The organism is Labedaea rhizosphaerae, from assembly GCF_004362825.1.
In the GTDB taxonomy this organism is placed as follows: Bacteria; Actinomycetota; Actinomycetes; order Mycobacteriales; family Pseudonocardiaceae; genus Labedaea; species Labedaea rhizosphaerae.
Window position 1 is genome coordinate 1,152,419 of sequence record NZ_SNXZ01000003.1, and the last position, 15,877, is coordinate 1,168,295.

The following is a 15,877-nucleotide window of genomic DNA, read 5'->3' on the forward strand; positions in this document are numbered from 1 at the left end:
GCCTAGCTCCGGTCGAACACCTGCCCGTCCCGCACCTCGAGGTGGCGGGTGGTGTGCACCTGCGCCAGCATCCGCCGGTCGTGCGTGACCAGCAGGAGCGTGCCCTCGTAGGCGTCCAGCGCCGACTCCAGCTGCTCGATCGCGGGCAGGTCAAGGTGGTTCGTGGGCTCGTCCAGGACCAGCAGGTTGACCCCGCGTGCCTGCAACAACGCCAACGCGGCGCGGGTGCGTTCGCCCGGTGACAGGGTCGCCGCGGGGCGCAGGACGTGGTCGGCGACGAGGCCGAACTTGGCCAGCAGCGTGCGCATCTCCTCCGGGATCAGGTCGGGCACCGCGGCGCCGAAGGCCTCCAGCAAAGGTGTGTCGCCGAAGAAGAGCGCGCGTGCTTGGTCCACTTCGCCCACGACCACGCCCGAGCCGAGTGACGCCGTGCCCGAGTCCAGCGGGACCCGCCCGAGCAGCGCACCGAGCAAAGTGGACTTCCCGGCGCCGTTCGCACCGGTGATGGCGACCTTGTCGGCCCAGTCGACCTGCAGGTTCACCGGGCCGAGGGTGAACTCGCCGCGCCGGACCACCGCCCCGCGCAGGGTCGCGACCACCGAGCCCGACCGCGGCGCCGCGGCAATGGACATCCGCAGCTGCCACTCCTTGCGCGGCTCCTCCACGACTTCCAGCCGCTCGATCATCCGGTCGGTCTGCCGCGCCTTGGCCGCCTGCTTCTCGCTGGACTCCACGCGCAGGCTGCGGCCGATCTTGTCGTTGTCCGGCATCTTCTTGCGTGCGTTGCGCACGCCCTTGTCGGCCCAGCCGCGTTGTGTCCGGGCCCGCTCGAGCAGCCCCGCCCTGGTGTCGGCGTACTCCTCGTAGGCCTCGCGGGCGTGCCTGCGGGCGGTCTCGCGCTCCTCGAGGTAGCTCGCGTAACCGCCGCCGAAGGTGTTGACCTGCTGTTGCGCGAGGTCCAGCTCGACCACGGCGGTCACCGTGCGGGCGAGGAACTCGCGGTCGTGGCTGACCAGCACCGTGCCCGCGCGCAGGCCGTCGACGAACCGCTCCAGCCGGTCGAGGCCGTCGAGGTCGAGGTCGTTGGTCGGCTCGTCGAGCAGCAGCACGTCGTAGCGGCTGAGCAGCAACGACGCCATGCCGACGCGGGCGGCCTGGCCACCGGACAGCGACGTCATCGCCTGCTCGGCGGCGACGCTGAGGCCGAGGTCGGCGATGGTGCCCGCGATCCGCTCGTCGAGGTCGGCGCCACCGAGGGCGAGCCAGCGCTCCAACGCGATCGCGTAGGCGTCGTCGGCCCCGGGTGCGCCCTCGGTGAGCGCCTCGGTGGCCTGGTCGAGCTCCTGCTGGGCGGTGGTGACGCCGGTGCGCCTGCCGAGGAACGCGCGGACCGTTTCACCTGGTCGCGGGCCCGGCTCCTGCGGCAGGTAGCCGACGGTCGCGGTCGGCGGGTTGAGCGCCACCGAGCCCTGCTCGGCGGGCAACAGCCCGGCCAGCGTGCGCAGGAGCGTGGTCTTGCCCGCGCCGTTGGCGCCGACGAGCCCGATCACGTCGCCGGGTGCGACCACGAGGTCGAGCCCGGAGAACAGCACCCGGTCGCCGTGCCCGGCGGCCAACCCCTTGGCCACCAGCGTCGCACTCATCGTTTCCTCACCAGGTCAGCGGCCGCGGTCGGCCAGTCGGGGAAAGTGAACTCGAAGCCCGCGTCGAGCAGGCGACCGGGGACCACCCGCCGGCTCTTGAGCAGCAGTTCGGTGTCCGAGCGCAGCACCAACGCACCGAGTTCGGCCATCCATTTCGTCGCGGGCGACCCGACCGGCATCCCCACCGCCGCCCGCAGCACGCGCATGAACTCGCGTTGCGGCAACGGGTTCGGCGCCGCCAGGTTCACCGGTCCCACCAGCTCGGACGCCAACAGGAACTCGACCGCTCGGACCAGGTCGGCACCGTGGATCCACGAGACATACTGCCTGCTGCCCGCGACCGCGCCGCCGAGGCCCAGCCGTGCCATCTTGCGCAGCACGTCGAACACGCTGCCCCGGTCCCGGCTCATGATCACCGCGGCACGCAAGGCGACCTTGCGGGTGTCCGGCGTCGCGGCTTCCTGCTGGGCCGCCTCCCACTGCTTGGCGATCTCGACGCTGAACGCCCAGTAGTCCGGCACGTCCGGCTCGGCGCCGCCGACGATGCCGGCGGCCTCGTCGTTGGCCGCGTCGAACCGGTGGGCGTAGATGGTGGCGGTGCTCATCTGCAGCCACACCTTCGGCGGCTTCTTCGCCGCGGCGATCGCCTGTCCGACGACCCGGGTGGAGTCGACCCGCGAGTCCATCATCTCCCGCAGGTTCTCCGGCGTGTAACGGCAGCTCACGCTGCGTCCGGCCAGGTTGATCACCGCGTCGGCGCCGTCGATTTCCTCGGTCCAGGCTCCGGCGGTGCGACCGTCCCAGCGCACGGTGCCCGGACTGCCGGAGCGGGACAGAACGACGACGTCATGGCCGTTGTCGGCGAGGGCGCGGCACAACATGGCGCCCGCGTTGCCGGTGCCACCGGGAACGACGATCTTCACACGGACATGAAACACCCCTCGGCGCCGCCAGGTCGGGGGTCCGCCGGCACCGAGGGGTTCAGTGTGTCCATCGGAACACGCTCGTGTTCGTTACACCGAACCTGAAGAGTTTTTCTGTAAGGCGCGGATCTTCTCCTCGATGCCCCCGCCCTGCCACGACCGCTCGCTGAACCGCTCCTGGTCGACCCCGGTCCACTCGACCCCGCCGACCGTCAGCTCAGTGTGCGAGTCGGTCATCGTGCCGATCCGGCGCACGCCGATCTTCGCCATCTTCAACGCCAGGATCGCGTCCTCGAGGTGCTCGGGGTGGACCGCGACGAGCAGGCTCCAGTCGCCCCAGGTCTGGCCAAGCGCGAACGAGTCGAGCCCGGCGAGCTCGCACACCTTCGCCAGCTCCGCGTCCAGTTCGATCTCGCCGGCCAGATCGGCGCCGAGCCCGTTCGCCTCGGTCAGCAACCGGACGCTGGAGTACAGCCCGTCGGACACGTCCACGGCCGCGGCCGCAAGCCCCTTCCAGGCCAGCAGCCGACCGGCCTTGAGCTGTGCCTTCGGCCGGCTGGCGCGCTTCCACAACCGCCGGCGCAGCTGCTTGGGAAGGTCCTCCCGCTCGCGCGTGGCCGCCCACGCCCAGAGGTAGCCGGGATCGCCGATCAGCAGCAACGCGTCCCCCGGCTCGGCGCCGCGGCGGCTGAGCCTCGGCTCGGCCCACCCGATGGCGGTCGCGGTCAGGTACTTCTCCTTGCCGTCGCGCAGATCGCCGCCCACCACCTGGGTGCGGTGTTTCGCGGCACAGGCGTCCACGCCGTCCATCAGCTGCTTGAAGTACTCGGTGGTCGTGGTCGCGGGCAGCGTGTAGTTGACGACCAGCCCGAGCGGCTCGGCCCCGGCCGCGGCGAGATCGGACAGGTTGATCGTCGCCAGCAGCCAGCCCTCGTGGAAGGCGGAGATGCCGGGCTCGAGCTTCTCGATCAGCGGCGTCGGGCAGGAATCGGTCGACGCGACGAGCCCACGGCCGAGCACCGCGCTGTCGTCGCCGAAGCCCTCGACGTGCTGGTAACGAGGGGTCAGCAGCGTGCGGTAGATCCCGCGTTCGCCGAGGTCGCCCAAGGTCTTGCTCATGACGCTCCCAGCCTCGAGGCCCGCACCACGGTGTCGGCGGAGTAGTTCGCGGGCATCCGGGAGTACGGCCGGTGCGCGCCCGCGCAACGCAACAACATCAGGTTGCCGATCCGGGTACCCGGTCGCAAGTAGACGGTCTGCGACAGTCTGGACACGATTTCCAGGGTGAGGATCGCGCCGTTGGGATACCCGAAGCCCGGGCTCACCTGGTGGCACAAGACAACGCTGATGCCGAGCCGTGCGTAGTCCGACGTCCCGTCCAGCAACCCGGCCAGGTTGGGGCTGAGCGCCACGCGTTCGAGGGTCGGTGCGAGCAGCACCTCACCCGGGTCGAGACGCAGCCGGCCCCGGGCGTCCGGCTCGCGCGGAACCAGCCGCGGATGGGTGGCGGGATCGGCGATGTCGACGGGCTCGTCGGCCTGCAGGACGAAGGCCTGCGCGCCGAGCCGCACGCTCAACGCGGCCGGGCGCACCAGATCGGCGTCGAACGGGCTCACGACCAGCTCGCCCTCCGCGATGGCGGAGACGATCTCGTGGTCCGCCAGGACGCCGATGCCCATCAGCGGTCCCCTCTGGCCTCGACGACCGACCGCACCAGGGCCGCCACCTCGCCGGGCGTGATGGCCTTGATGGGTTCGTCCACGGCCTTGCCCGGCACGCAGAAGACGTCGGTCTTCTCGGTCAGCGCGTGGCTCTGCACGACGAGCGTCGCCACGACGTCGGTGCCGAGCGGGTGCACGGTGTGGATCACCGAGGTGTTCACGGTGTGCTGTTCGTTCGCACGCACGGACCGCCTGCCGGTGGACTGCAGCTTGACGTGCTCGATCGGCGCGAGGCTGTTCAGGCCGCCGAGGTAGCAATACCGGATGTGTTCGACGCCGTCGGGCGACACGCGGTAATCCTCGGTTTCCAATCCGTCACCACAAAGCACCTCGGAAGCGAAATTCCAACGGTGGCCGTGCGGATTGGTTTCCCCCAGCCGATGCGCACCGGCCGGCCAAATGTGCATGCGGATCCGGAAACCGTCTTCCGCGTGGAGCACCAGCTTGGCGAAACCGTTGTGGTGCCAGTACGAACGCGCTGCCACCGCGGCCGCGCGATCCGGCCGGGTGAAGCCGTCAAGCCATTCCGCCAGCGCGGCCCGGTCGCTGGTCGTGGCTTTCACCGCGGCCAGCAAAGCGGGGATTTCCTCGCTGCGGTCCCCGAGCACCGCGGCGGCGGTATCGGGCAACGACCGCACGGCGGCCATTGGCGAAATGGCGGTCAATTCGGGTGCTCCGGTTCAGGTGGCCGCGATGGGGGTCGCGGACATGGATAGCAGGTGGGTCTGGAGGGCAGCTACAGCGTCGTGCGTCATCCAGCTGGGCAGCGACGCGTCGGCCCGCCACGCCCAAAGGCCCAGCTGCGGCGTGAAACAGTCCCACAATGCGTCGAGCGCGATCTCGCGTCGCGCATTGGGGACATTGTCCGCACCGGCCATCGCCCGCAGCGTCCAGGCCGCGGTGAAGTGCTTCACCGGAACGTCCGCGCCGCGGTTCTTCGGGTCGGATCGCAGGATCTCCGTGATGCCGTTGTCGGCGCCATCGGCATCCACGATCCAGGCGAGCGCCGCCCCGACGGCGTCCTCCACTTCCGCACGGTGGGTGTCGGTGCGGATCTGCCGCAACACGGTGGTGGCGCGAGCGGTGTGGGCCAGCGAGGGTTCGACGATCTCGGGGTCGGCCGAGGCGTCCATTGTCCACAGCCGGCCCTCTTCGCGGAACGGGGTCCGGGCATCCAGCAACGCGCGGGTCAACTGGTCGGCCAGCGCCGAGTCCGGCCGCAACGACAGCACGCACTCCAGCACCGTCGCGAGGACGTAGGGGCGGGTCCGGTCGAAGGCGTCGAGGCTCTCCTCGAGCCGGGCCAGTTCGGCGTCGACGTGCCGGACGTGGCCGAGCGCGGCCATGGCCGTGAGCACGACGGCGTTGGCCTCCGGCTTGGCCCAGCCCGGCCGGTTGCTCCAGCCGAACTCGCTGTGCCGCCGCGCGAGCTGCTCGGTGATCGCGCTGCCGTCGACCCGGGCCAAGCGGCGGAGCAGTTGCAGGGTGCGCAGGACATAGGCGGTGCTGAGCGGGGTCGGCTCCGGATCGGGCAGGTTGTGCGCCCAGCCGAGCTCCCGGCCCTTGTCGTCGCGGACCACCTTGGCGATCAGCGAGTCGGCGACAGTCTCGAAGACTTCGGCGTAGGAGAGCCGGCGTGAGACGGGTTCGCGGAAGCCGGCGAGGTCGCCGGCGGCGCCGTACAGCTCGTCGAGCCGGGAGAGGTGTTCGGCCGACGGTTTGTGCTTGTCCGTCTCCCATTGGGAGAGGGTTGGGCGCTGCACGCCGAGCTCGGTGGCCACCGCGCGCTGGCTCAGCCCGGCCGCTTCGCGGAAGCGGCGGAGCTCGGCACCGAGGCTCGCTGTCATGAGCCGCAACGCCTCCCCTCAGGCATGTTGTCCTGTTTTTGGGCTGTTCGTCGCGCACCTACCGAGGTAACCTGGAGGTAGGTGCACCGAACCTACCTCATACATACCAGTGAAAGACGGGTGGCGACATGAACTACCCGGCGGAACACTACAACAGGCTCATCGACGCCCGGGGGCGGGTCGCTACAACCGCACCCAAGTTCGTGACCCAGCGGCCTCGTTCGGGGCCCTTGAGTTAGCGGACGTTCGTTCACCTGCGAACACGTCCGTTCTGAGTCCACAAGAGACATCGGCTCGACCCGGCTTTCGCTTCGCGCGGACCACCAGTCTGGTGCGCGGTAACCCCCAGCGCAACCAGGCTTACCTACCCCCTCCCCATCGACGGAGGAGGCACGATGTCCGACCAGCCCTCCCGCACCTCCTGGCTCACCCGCCTGCTCGACCGCATCGACGACCGGCTCAGTGCCCGGGCCGACGCCGCCGCGAAGGCGCGGGGCCACTCCATCACCCGCGTTCGCGGCTCCCGGACCAAGGTCTACCGCAACGACGCCCTCTGGGACATGGTCCGCGAACTCAACGAGCTCTCCGAAGAAGTCGAGGAACTCGACGACTTCGAGGACTTCGACGAAGACGTCCCGGCCGAGGCAGGTGAGGTGTTGTGACCATGACCAACCTCCGCCGCGTCCTGCCGCCACCGCGCCGCAGACCTTCGCTGGTCACCATCGCCGTGCGGTGGCGCATCGAGTTGCTGCTCGGCACCGCGATCGGCCTGTGGGTTGGCCTGCTCGGCTGGCTGCCGCTGACCGTGGCCGCCGGCGCGGTCGCGGTGGCGCTGGCCGTCAACCCCAGCCTGCGCCGCGGCGCGGCCCGGGTGCTGCGGGCGGTGATCGTGCCGCACCGGGTGCGGTCCGGGCTGCTGCAGTCCGGCGTCACGGACCGGTCGGGCCGGCTGCCCTGGCTCGTGCGCGCCTATTCCCGGGGCGAGACGGTGTTCGTGCACGTCTGGCTCCGCGCGGGCACGACCACCGGGGACCTGCGCCGGGCCCGTGCCGTGCTCCGTGCCGCTTGCGGCGCGGCCGACGTCGACGTCCACCACCACCCGACCCGCCACGACCGCGCCGTGATCGTCGTGTTCCGGCCGCGGTGGGGGTGGTTCGGGAAATAGGGGGAAAAGGTGGGCCCCGCGCGTTCTGGGTCGGGCCACGCGCGCGGGGCTCACCTCACCACAAGCAAGGGCTCACCTCACCACGGACAAAGGTGAGCCCCGCGGCGTTGCTGGGTCGGGGGTCCATCAGCGCCGCGGGGCTCACCAGATCGATCGTGCTGGGCCGCTGGGTGTTACATCCACTCGATCTTGAAAACCCACGCGTACTTGCCTCGGGCCCGCACCGCCTTCGGGACCTGCACGGACAGCGTTCCGTTCGCGTACTCCCAGTCGAGCGCGGCGGGGTGGCCGAGCATGCTCACCCGGTCGCCCTTGCGGATCGGGACCGGCGCGGCGACGGTCAGCTTGGCCCCCGGCTCAGCGAACGAGGTGATGTAGAACGCCGAGTTCTGCTTGACGGTGAAGCGCAGGTCGCCCAGCTCCGCCATCCGCGACCAGTACGTCGTCCCGTAGATCGACTCGCCGTTGATCGCCAGCCACCGGCCCGTCTCGCGCAGGCGGTCCTGCATCACCTGCGGGATGGTCCCGTCGGCGCGCGGGCCGATGTCGAGCAGGAGGTTGCCGTTCTTGCTGACGATGTCGACCAGGGTCTGCACGACCTCCTCCGCGGTCATGTACAGGTTGTCCGGCGTCGCCTGGTTGTAGCCGTAGCTGCGCGGGTCCAGGCCCCGGCTCGCCTCCCACTTCGCGACCACCGTGTTGTGGTAGGTCGCGTACTCCGGCGTCGTGAAGTCGTGGGTCGAGATGCCGGACCGGTCGTTGACCACGACGTCCTTGGGCGTGCCGCGGTTCTTGGCGTTGTTGAAGAACTCCGCGAGCACGTGCTGGCTGTCGTTCTCCCCGCCGATGTCGCACCACATCACGTCCGGGTCGTAGCCGTGGATCAGCTCACGCATCTGCGGCGCCTGCAACCCCTGCACGTAGTCGCGCCCGGCCGTGTACCCGGTGTAGGGCAACGCCTCGAGCGTGTACGGGTTGCGTGGCGCGTGCCCCAGCCACGGGCTGTCCGGGTTGAACCACTCGGGCATCGAGAAGTACAGGCCGTTGCGCAGGTGCGGCGTGTAGGTCCGCGACGCGTCGAACAGCGCCTTGACCAAGTCCTTGCGCGGCCCCATCTTCACCGCGTTGCGGTCGGTTATCTTGGTGTCCCACAAGGCGAAACCCTCGTGGTGCTTGGACGTCAGCACGTAGTACTCGGCCCCAGCATCGCTGATCAGCTCCACCCAGCCGCGCGGGTCGAACCGCGACGCGGTGAACATCGGGATGAAGTCGTCGTAGTTGAACGACTCGCCCCACGTCTGCTTGTGGTAGGCGTAGGTCGGGTCGCTCGGGTTCTGCATGTTGGCCCAGTACCACTCGGCGTACTCCTGGCCGACCGGTCCCCACGCGGGCACCGAGTAGACGCCCCAGTGGATGAAGATGCCGAACTTGACGTCGTCGAACCAGTACGCGGCCTTGTGCGTGCCGAGCGAGGCGTCGGTCGGCTGGTAGTCAGGCACGCCGAGGGTCAGCGGCGTCGAGCGGGACGCCGCCGTGCCCCCGCGCCCGGTGACGGCGACCGTGCCGTCGCGCTGGGTGCCGTCGGGGACGCTGTCCTGGATGCCGATCCGGACCCGCGCCTGCTCGCCGGGGGCGAGTGAGCGGATCTTCGCGGGCGCGACAGTCCGCGCTCCGGCCACGTTCACCGCCACCCGGACGTCGTCGGCTGCGGAGATCCACGTCGTGCCCGCGTTCACCACGGTCGCCTCGACGCTCTGGGAGTGCGGGTCGTACAGCAAAGTCGTGGACGCGGCGTCGAGCAGTTGCAGCGCGCGGCCGGTCACGGCGGGCTGCAACGACATCGCGAACACGTGCAGGGCGGCGACGCCCTCGCGCAGAGGTCCGATGTCCGGCAGGGTGATGGCGACCGCGCGGCGGGCCGGGTCGAGCCAGAGCGAGGTCGCGGTGATCGCCACCGGGTGCTGGTCGACGGCACCGGGGCGGTAGCGGTAGGTCGTGTTGATGACGCCGGAACCGCCGCTGTACCAGTCGGACCCGCCGAGCTGGGCCTGCGACGTCGAACCGTCCGAATAGGATACCGTGGCGGTGCCGGCCGCACCGCCGTACGAGCACGCGACCAGGAAGTACGCGACGAGGTAGGAGCCCTCGGGGACGGGGATGCGCTGGCCGGTGGCGACGATGTTGTTCTTGGCGCCCGGGGCCGAGGACGGGAAGACGTACTTGACGCCGGCGATGGTCGTGGGGCCGGCCGGCGGGAGTCCCTCACCGGGGTAGGCGCTGGCGGAGCCGTCGAAGTCGCCGTCGTGCGAGTCGGCGGTGTCGATGCCGTCGTTGTCGAAGAAGTCGTCGAGCGGGACGGGCACGGCGTCGGGCACCGGCGTCCAGCTCGGGCCACCGAGGCTGCCGCGGGCTTGACCAGCGGGAGCAGCGGTGGCAGTGGCGGTGGTAGCGAGCGGAATGGCCGCGGCGGCGCCTAACGCGACGCCGAGCGCGGCGCGGCGGTTCAAGTCGGTCACTGGTCCGCCTCCCCGGATTTCACTCCGCCGGTCGCCTGGCGCGCGGAAAGTGCCGATTGGTCTCGTGATCGTGGCTGAGCTGCGTCACGTTCCCCTGAGGTGCGGTTGCCAGCCCCGCGACCTGATCTCGATCCGGCGGTTGACACAAGGGGTGTCATGGGCCCTCCAGCATGGGCGGTAGGGGCGACGAAGAGATCCGATGACTGGCATCATTGACCCGCCGAGTTGTCATCGTCAAGACTCTGAACGAGGCATTGATCGGATGAATCGGCGAAAGCGCTCGGCCTTAAGCTGCGACAATGCGGCCCTTGGCCAGGATCGGCGTCCGCGCCCGGACGACGGTCATCGCCCTCGTCACGCTCGCGCTCGCCCTGGGCGCCGCGGGCGTGCTCGTGGTCGTCCTGCTCAGCCGCCAGCTCGACGGCACCGTCACCGACAGCGTGCTGTCCACCGCGCGCCAGGTCGCCGGCGAGGTGTCGGCCGAGGGCGTGAACCGCCGCGAGATGGTCGGCCTGGTCGGTTCGCGCGACGCCGCCGTCACGCAGGTGCTCGACGGCACCGGCTCGGTGGTGGCCCGCAGCCAGGCGGCGACCGGGCGGCCGCCGCTGACCGACGCGCGACCGCGACCCGGCCAGGAGATCATCCGCACCCAGCACCTGACCCTGCCCAACCAGGTCGGCGAGTTCCGGATCGCGGCCATCGGCGTGACCGGCCCCGACGGCACCTACACGGTGATCTCCGCACGGTCGATGACGTTCGTGACCGAGCCGACCGGCCGGCTCGCGCTGGTGGTCACCGTCGTGTTCCTGGCCCTGCTCGTGGTGGCGGCGATCGCCGCATACGGCGCCGTCGGCGCGGCCCTGCGCCCGGTCGAACGCATGCGCCGCACGGTCGCCGACATCTCCACCAGCGACCTGTCCACCCGCGTCGCGCCGCCGCCGGGGCGCGACGAGGTGCACCGGCTCGCGATCACCCTGAACGACCTGCTCGACCGGCTCGCCTCGGCGCAGGCCGCGCAGCGGCGGTTCGTCGCCGACGCCAGCCACGAGCTGCGCTCGCCGCTCTCGGCCATCACGACCGCGTTGTCGGTCGCCGACCGGCACCCCGACACCGTCGACCTGCTCCCCCTGATCGACCGGGAGACCGGCCGGTTGCGCGGGCTGGTCGACGACCTGCTCCTGCTGGCCCGCACCGACGACAGCACCGACCGGCTACCGCGGTCCGAAGTGGACCTTGACGACCTTGTGCACGCGGAGGCCCAGCGGCTGCGGACCTCGACGGCGCTGGAGGTCGAGGTCACGGCGACGCCGGTGAAGGTGCGCGGCGACGAGGGTCAGCTGCGCCGGGCGGTGCGCAACCTGGTCGACAACGCGCAGAACCACGCGTCGGGCCGGATTCGCCTCGTGTCCCGGGTGGACGGCGAGCAGGCGGTGATCGAGGTGTGCGACGACGGTCCCGGCATCGCGCCCGAGGACCGCGAGCGGGTGTTCGAGCGGTTCGTGCGCGCGGACACCGCGCGCGACCGGGAACACGGCGGCGCCGGCCTCGGGCTGTCCATCGTGGCCGGGATCGCGGCCCGGCACGGCGGTCACGCGGCGGCGCTCGGCCCGGTCGACGGCTACCCGGGCGCACACGTGGTGATCGAACTGCCGGCCGAGGTGTTGTGATGCGGATCCTGGTCGTGGAGGACGAGCGTGGGCTCGCGGACACCCTCGAGAAAGGGCTGACCGCCGAAGGGTTCACCGTGGACGTCGCCCACACCGGCACCGACGGCTTGTGGGCGGCCACCGAGACCGACTACGACGTGGTCATCCTCGACATCATGCTGCCGGGCCTCTCCGGCTACCGGGTGCTGGAACAGCTGCGCGAACGTGGCCGGTGGACGCCGGTGCTGATGCTGACCGCCAAGGACGGCGAGTACGACGAGGCCGACGCGTTCGACCTCGGCGCGGACGACTACCTGACCAAGCCGTTCTCGTTCGTGGTGCTGCTGGCCCGGCTGCGTGCGTTGCTGCGCCGCGGCGCGCCGAAGCGGCCGACGGTGCTGACCGTCGGCGACCTGCGCCTCGACCCCGCCGCCCGCACCGTCCACAGGGGAGAGACGCCGATCGAGCTGACCGCACGGGAGTTCGGCCTGCTGGAGTTCCTGCTGCGCCGGGCCGGTCAGGCGCTGACCAAGATGGAGATCGTGCACCACGTGTGGGACGCCAACGCGGACGTCGACGCCAACGCCGTCGAGGTCTACGTCGGCTACCTGCGCCGCAAGATCGACGCGCCGTTCGGTACCCACACCATCGAGACCCTGCGTGGCGTCGGCTACCGGCTCATCGACGGGCAACCCGGCGCACCAAACGCGTAGCCGCCGCCGGGGTGAGGTGCGGCAGGTAGGCGTGGCTGATCGCGTAGCCGATGGCGGGCAACGAGATCGGGTCCGGGTAGGCCAGGTACAGCGGCCGGTAGCGCGGCTGGAACTTGGCCTTGAACGCGAGCAGCGACTGGAACCCGTACACCGGTTCCAAGGCGCGACCGACCTTCTCCAGCAGGCGCTGCAACGACTGCACCGGCTCGCCGCGGTCGAGGCGGGCCAGCGGCGCGCCGGACAGGCTCAGGAACTCCAGGCCCTGTTCCTTGTACTGCAACGCGGCTGAGGCGATCAGGAACTCCATCACCCCGTTGAACGCCTCGTGCCTGCGCCGCATGAAGTCCAGCGTCCGTCCGATGAGGACACCGTCGCGGTGCACGGGCAGCCAGCTGGTCACGCCGTGCACGACGCCGTCGCCGTCCACCGCGACCAGCACCGCGACCTCGTCGTCGGCCAGCTCGTTCAGCCCGCCGAGGGTGAAACCCATCTCCGGCAGGCCTTTCTCGGCCACCCAGGCCGCGGAGATCGCCTTGATCTGGTCGGCGATCTCGGCCGGCGCCTCCCGGTACCGAAGCCAGATGGCCTTGATGCCCGCGCGGTCGGCCCGGTTCAACGCGGTCCGGACGTCCTGCCACTTGCGGCCGGTGAACGCGAGGTCCGGCAGGCTCAGCACGGTCTCCTCGGCGACCTGCACGCTGTGCCAGCCCAGCGCGGTGATCCGCTCGGTGAGCTCCTCGCCGACGCTGTACAGGCACGGCGTCCAGCCCTGCCGGGCGCAGTGGTCGAGGAAGCCGCGCACCGCGTCGAGGTGGTGGCGCGGGTCGCCGATCGGCTCGCCGGTGGTGATCGCGACGCCCGCGCACAGCCGGTAGGCCACCGCGGCCCGGCCGTCCGGGCTGAACCAGTACGACTGGCCGGCCCAGCTCGCCAGGTGCGCCAGCGACGAACCGCCGGTCTCGGCCAGAAGCCGGCGGACGCGCACCTGGTCGGTCCGGTCGGCGCTCATCTCGTAGCGGATGAACGTGGCGAGCGCGCCGACGCAGGCCACCGACCAGAACACGACGCCGGTCCACTCGTAGAGCGCGGTCGTCGCGAAGTTCGTCGGCTGGAACGGCAGCTCGAGGTCGCCGAGGTAGTTCGGCGGCAGGTAGCGGGTCGGCAGGTCGAGCAGCAGCCGGTGCAGGTCGGCCGCGGGCGTGTAGTCGTCGGCGAGCAGGAAGCTGCCGACGACGTAGACCGCGGCCGTGCTCGCCAGCGTCAGGCCGGTGAACCGGAGCCAGCGCCGGTAGGCGCCCGCGGGGGCCCGCACGGCGAACCGGTCCCGGGTCAACGCGAGCAGCACGACGACCAGAAGCGGTTGCACGGCAGGCAATCCGACCACGAGCCACGTGTGCAGGTGCGGCCCGGGGCCGAGGATCAGGCGCTGCTCGGCGGGCGCGTGCGCGGTGCGGGTGGCGAGCTGGATCCCGAGCGCGAACAGCACGAGGTTGGTGCCCACGGCGGTGAACCACGCGGCGCGCCGGCCCCGGCGCAGCCCTTCGGCCGCGGCCAGCAGGACCAGCACCGGGATGATCGACATGATCGCCGGGCCGAGACCGGAGAGCCGCTGCTGGGCGTGCAGCTCCGCGCAGTGGTGCAGCAGCAACGGATCGGAGCAGAGCTGGGTGACGGTCGCCGGGTCGAGCTGCGGTGAGGTGAAGACGTAGCGCAGCACCGACAGCGGGCCGATCCGCGTGCGGCCGATGGCGGCGATGAGCGGGCCGATCGCCGACGCGGCGACCAGGACGGCGATCAGCAGGCGGCTCTCCGGCAGGGACGGTCGCGGCGCGCGGACCCGGCCACGCAACGTCCGGCCGAGGGTCAATCCGGCGAGTCCGGTGGTCAGGCGCAGGATGTCCGACAGCAGACCGGAGTAGAGCGCGAACATCGCCAGGCCCAGGACCAGCGTGATGCGCAACCGCCGGCGCCAGCGGACCGGGAGCACAGCGGTGGTGGCCAGGCCGAGGCCGATCACCGCGCCGGCCGGGCCGACCACGACCTGGTCGGTGAGCCGGTACGCCCAGGCGCCGCCCGTGTCGACCATGGCGCTGGCCAAGAGGAGCCCCGCCAGCTGACCGAGCACCTGCGACCCCAGCAGGAGCGCGGTCGCGCGGATCGAGCCGATCGTGCGCTCCGCGACCGGCACCAGCCCGCCGATCAACGCGGTGGTGACCACAATGGACGGCCAGTCGGCGCACCAGCCCAGGCTGGTGAAGATCCCCCACCAGTGACCCGCCGTGAGCGGCGCGCCGGTGCCGACCCACCAGCTCTCCGGGTGCGGCAGAACCGACAGGATCCACAGCGTGGCAAGGGAAACCAGCGTCAACGGGTATCTCTTCATCATCGTGTTCCCCCCATACGGGTGACCAGCCAGGGCAGCGCCTGCGACAACGCGGGTCCGAAGCTCATCCAGCCGTGCCGTCCCGGCAGGACGCGGAACTGCACGGACACGCCCGCGGCTTCGAGCGCTTGGCGCACGCGCTGGGCTTGCGGGCCGTAGACGTCGTCCTGGTCGCTGGTCGTCAGCATCGCGGCGAGCCCCGGGTAGTGGTGGGTGGCGAGCTCGTCGAGCGGGTTCTGCGCGCGGAAGGCGGCTTCGTCGCCACCGAACGTCGCGGCGACCGTCTGTTCGCGGGTGCCCAGCGTCGGCTCGTCCTGGCCCGCGATGTCCAGGAAGGTCGGGAACAGCTTGGGTTGCCGCAACGCCGTTTGCAGCGAGCACGTGCCGCCGTTGGACGCGCCGCCGACCGCCCAATGGCCGTCGACCCGCAGGTGGTGCTCGATCCACTGGGGCACGTCATGGTCGAGGTAGGTGCCGACCTTGCCCAGCCGCGAATCCATGCAGAGCGGGTTGTCCAGCGCCGAACCGAGGACGTCGGGCACCACGACGATCGGCGCGAACCCGTGGTCCGCGGCGGCGAACGCGTCCATGCGGTCGGCGAGGTCGCCGCTGGCGAACCAGTCGCGTGGTGAGCCGGGCTGGCCGGCGAACAGGATCAGGACCGGGAGCGGCGGGCTGTTCCGGACGAGGTACACGGGCGGCAGGTAGATCATCGCCGGGCGGGCGGCGAAGCTGCCGGGGATGGTCAGTTGCGCGACGTCTCCGTGCGCGGGTGGCGTGCTTTGATCCGACGGTGGCAGCACGCCCGCGGGCAGCTCGTCGTCGACGGGGGCACCGAGCAGCGCGCCGAGGGTCGGGAACTGTCCGTAGTAGATGTTCACGCCGTTGGCGGCCGCGAGCAGCACGACCGTGCTGATGACGACGGCCAGCGGGCGCACCGGCCAGGTGCTGTGCCGCACGCGGGGCACCAGCAGGACCAGCCCGAGCACGCCGACCCCGATCAGGGCGATGACCGGCGCGGGAAGTGCGTCGGGGAAGGGCTGCCAGATGTTCTCGGTGTAGTAGACGAGGGCGGCGGTGATGAGGGCCGAGAGGATGACGGAGAGCACGATCGAGCGCAGGCGCCAGCGGCGTCTGCGACCGCCGGTCAGCCAGATCAGCCCCAGAGCGGCGGCGACGAACAGCAGGGCGGGAACCGCGCCGCCCAGCAACGACCACCTCAGCACGGTTGGACATGGTTCGCGGTGGTCGCTGTGAGGACGCTGAGAGGCTGCTGTGCTCTCTGGTGGGGCTCTGTCGGGGCTCTTTCTGGTGTCGGCT

At 70.9% G+C, this 15,877-nt stretch carries 13 protein-coding genes; 4 read left to right on the forward strand and 9 right to left on the reverse strand.

Annotation, left to right across the window (positions count from 1 at the left end; translation table 11 throughout):
* Nucleotides 1-2: 2 nt before the first annotated feature.
* The 6 genes from EV186_RS22535 to EV186_RS22560 all read right to left on the reverse strand — a co-directional run bounded on the left by EV186_RS22535 (nucleotide 3) and on the right by EV186_RS22560 (nucleotide 6,134).
* Nucleotides 3-1,643, reverse strand: a complete 1,641-nt coding sequence (locus EV186_RS22535) for an ABC-F family ATP-binding cassette domain-containing protein (RefSeq protein WP_133851257.1) — start codon at nucleotides 1,641-1,643, stop codon at nucleotides 3-5.
* Nucleotides 1,640-2,566: an epimerase gene (locus EV186_RS22540; RefSeq protein WP_133851258.1), complete on the reverse strand. Its 927-nt coding sequence runs from the start codon at nucleotides 2,564-2,566 to the stop codon at nucleotides 1,640-1,642. The genes EV186_RS22535 and EV186_RS22540 overlap by 4 nt, the downstream gene beginning before the upstream one ends.
* Before the next feature lie 90 nt (nucleotides 2,567-2,656).
* The gene (locus EV186_RS22545) at nucleotides 2,657-3,685 is read right to left on the reverse strand and encodes a thiamine-phosphate kinase (protein ID WP_133851259.1); all 1,029 of its coding nucleotides are present in this window, start codon (nucleotides 3,683-3,685) and stop codon (nucleotides 2,657-2,659) included.
* Complete coding sequence (dcd, locus tag EV186_RS22550) at nucleotides 3,682-4,245, reverse strand: dCTP deaminase (RefSeq protein ID WP_133851260.1); 564 nt, start codon at nucleotides 4,243-4,245, stop codon at nucleotides 3,682-3,684. The genes EV186_RS22545 and dcd overlap by 4 nt, the downstream gene beginning before the upstream one ends.
* Nucleotides 4,245-4,934, reverse strand: coding sequence for a hypothetical protein (locus tag EV186_RS22555; protein ID WP_208115723.1), 690 nt, complete (start codon nucleotides 4,932-4,934; stop codon nucleotides 4,245-4,247). Before EV186_RS22555 ends, dcd begins: the two co-directional genes overlap by 1 nt.
* A gap of 33 nt (nucleotides 4,935-4,967) precedes the next feature.
* Nucleotides 4,968-6,134, reverse strand: a complete 1,167-nt coding sequence (locus tag EV186_RS22560; protein ID WP_133851262.1) for a helix-turn-helix transcriptional regulator — start codon at nucleotides 6,132-6,134, stop codon at nucleotides 4,968-4,970.
* Nucleotides 6,135-6,529: 395 nt separating this feature from the next.
* Here EV186_RS22560 and EV186_RS22565 point away from each other — a divergent pair, with 395 nt between their 5' ends.
* Nucleotides 6,530-6,796 (forward strand): hypothetical protein, encoded by a 267-nt coding sequence (locus tag EV186_RS22565; protein ID WP_133851263.1) that lies wholly within the window; start codon nucleotides 6,530-6,532, stop codon nucleotides 6,794-6,796.
* A gap of 2 nt (nucleotides 6,797-6,798) precedes the next feature.
* A complete protein-coding gene (locus tag EV186_RS22570; RefSeq protein WP_133851264.1) occupies nucleotides 6,799-7,299 on the forward strand; it encodes a hypothetical protein in 501 nt (166 codons plus the stop codon).
* A gap of 173 nt (nucleotides 7,300-7,472) precedes the next feature.
* Here the strand turns inward: EV186_RS22570 and EV186_RS22575 are convergent, their stop codons facing one another.
* A complete protein-coding gene (locus EV186_RS22575; RefSeq protein WP_133851265.1) occupies nucleotides 7,473-9,815 on the reverse strand; it encodes an alpha-L-fucosidase in 2,343 nt (780 codons plus the stop codon).
* Nucleotides 9,816-10,114: 299 nt separating this feature from the next.
* Between EV186_RS22575 and EV186_RS22580 the strand changes: the two genes are divergently transcribed.
* Complete coding sequence (locus EV186_RS22580) at nucleotides 10,115-11,482, forward strand: sensor histidine kinase (RefSeq protein WP_133851266.1); 1,368 nt, start codon at nucleotides 10,115-10,117, stop codon at nucleotides 11,480-11,482.
* A complete protein-coding gene (locus tag EV186_RS22585; protein ID WP_133851267.1) occupies nucleotides 11,482-12,174 on the forward strand; it encodes a response regulator in 693 nt (230 codons plus the stop codon). Before EV186_RS22580 ends, EV186_RS22585 begins: the two co-directional genes overlap by 1 nt.
* On the opposite strand, the gene EV186_RS22590 is transcribed toward EV186_RS22585, so the two are convergent.
* Nucleotides 12,140-14,560: a bifunctional lysylphosphatidylglycerol flippase/synthetase MprF gene (locus EV186_RS22590; protein WP_133851268.1), complete on the reverse strand. Its 2,421-nt coding sequence runs from the start codon at nucleotides 14,558-14,560 to the stop codon at nucleotides 12,140-12,142. The two genes, EV186_RS22585 and EV186_RS22590, sit on opposite strands and share 35 nt — an antisense overlap.
* Nucleotides 14,557-15,783, reverse strand: coding sequence for an alpha/beta hydrolase (locus tag EV186_RS22595; RefSeq protein ID WP_166659277.1), 1,227 nt, complete (start codon nucleotides 15,781-15,783; stop codon nucleotides 14,557-14,559). Before EV186_RS22595 ends, EV186_RS22590 begins: the two co-directional genes overlap by 4 nt.
* Nucleotides 15,784-15,877 lie beyond the last annotated feature (94 nt).

Excerpts from the sequence above, each read along its gene's own strand:
- EV186_RS22535 (WP_133851257.1), bottom strand. The coding sequence starts at position 1,643 with ATGAGTGCGACGCTGGTGGCCAAGGGGTTGGCCGCCGGGCACGGCGAC.
- EV186_RS22545 (WP_133851259.1), bottom strand. The coding sequence starts at position 3,685 with ATGAGCAAGACCTTGGGCGACCTCGGCGAACGCGGGATCTACCGCACG.
- dcd (WP_133851260.1), bottom strand. The coding sequence starts at position 4,245 with ATGGGCATCGGCGTCCTGGCGGACCACGAGATCGTCTCCGCCATCGCG.
- EV186_RS22555 (WP_208115723.1), bottom strand. The coding sequence starts at position 4,934 with ATGGCCGCCGTGCGGTCGTTGCCCGATACCGCCGCCGCGGTGCTCGGG.
- EV186_RS22560 (WP_133851262.1), bottom strand. The coding sequence starts at position 6,134 with ATGACAGCGAGCCTCGGTGCCGAGCTCCGCCGCTTCCGCGAAGCGGCC.
- EV186_RS22565 (WP_133851263.1), top strand. The coding sequence starts at position 6,530 with ATGTCCGACCAGCCCTCCCGCACCTCCTGGCTCACCCGCCTGCTCGAC.
- EV186_RS22570 (WP_133851264.1), top strand. The coding sequence starts at position 6,799 with ATGACCAACCTCCGCCGCGTCCTGCCGCCACCGCGCCGCAGACCTTCG.
- EV186_RS22580 (WP_133851266.1), top strand. The coding sequence starts at position 10,115 with ATGCGGCCCTTGGCCAGGATCGGCGTCCGCGCCCGGACGACGGTCATC.
- EV186_RS22585 (WP_133851267.1), top strand. The coding sequence starts at position 11,482 with ATGCGGATCCTGGTCGTGGAGGACGAGCGTGGGCTCGCGGACACCCTC.
- EV186_RS22590 (WP_133851268.1), bottom strand. The coding sequence starts at position 14,560 with ATGATGAAGAGATACCCGTTGACGCTGGTTTCCCTTGCCACGCTGTGG.